1 protein-coding gene is annotated in these 1061 nt (G+C 46.8%); it reads left to right on the top strand.

All coding sequences use genetic code 11. From position 1 onward, the window contains the following. Positions 1–145: 145 nt before the first annotated feature. The coding region (locus tag R7Z78_RS24765; protein WP_318117050.1) for a histidine kinase dimerization/phospho-acceptor domain-containing protein at positions 146–1061 on the top strand (916 nt) is incomplete at its 3' end.

Below are 1061 nucleotides of genomic sequence, written 5' to 3'. Positions count from 1 at the left end.
TAATTCACCTCTTCAGCGGCGGTCGCTGCACTGACTGCCATACAACTAAAAGCCAATACACGTAGAAGTCCTTTCATCCTATCCTCGATTATTATTTGCTCACGACTATATTTAGAGTAGCGCAAGATTATCGGAGTGATTTCATATGGATGTAAAAGAGCGAACTCAACGCCGGTTTAGTATCGGTAACCAGCTTATGCTGGCGGTTTTAACGTTGAGTTTGATCTTTACGTTAGTCATTTCTGCCATCAGTTTATATCGTGATTTTCAAGAAGAGTTGTCCCATCTCGACACCGACTTAAAACAAGTGGAGTCGAGCTACCTCTCCAGCTTTTCAGCCAGTTTGTGGGTTGAAGACCGTGAGCTGTTACTCACCCAAGCGCTGGGGGCGATGCGTTTGCCATCGGTGGATTACCTACGCATTGCTACCAAAGACGAAGTTATCATCGAGCTCGGAACAGAAATCACGCAAGATGTGGTTGAGAGGCGTTGGCCGATGCAGTTTAGTGTGGGTGAAAAAACGTTTGAGCTCGCAGAGCTGACTGTGCAGTCTGACCTTAGCGCCGTCTATCAAGATTTATGGCAACAGTTCTTTTTTCTACTCACGACAGAAGCGATAAAAATTTTGTTGTTGATGGTTGGGGTGTTGTGGGTTGCCTTCCGTTTATTGGTGAATCCTTTGCAGTTGCTTTCCGGTGCGGTGAGTGATTTTAGCGGCGGTAATGCGCCGAGTACGGTCACGCTGCCCAAACGTTGGTGTTTTGATGAAGTCAGCTTGTTGGCGCAAAAATACAATCGAAGCGTGCAAAAAGTGCGAGAGCATCAAGCCGAGTTAGAAGCAGAGCGAGATAAGGCGGAAGTCGCCAATCGCAAGAAAAGTGAGTTTCTCGCGACCATGAGCCACGAGATCCGCACCCCTATGAATGGCATTATTGGTGTGGCGTCGCTGCTTAGTGATACTAAGCTCGATCCGCAGCAAAAAGAATTTGTGGAGATCATCGATAACTCATCGCAATCGCTCATGACCATTATTGATGACATCCTCGATTTCTCCAAAGTCG

The organism is Vibrio sp. 1167 (assembly GCF_033340375.1).
Taxonomy (GTDB): Bacteria; Pseudomonadota; Gammaproteobacteria; order Enterobacterales; family Vibrionaceae; genus Vibrio; species Vibrio alginolyticus.
The sequence above is the reverse complement of the archived record's forward strand: the minus strand, read 5'-3'. Positions and strand labels throughout refer to the sequence as shown.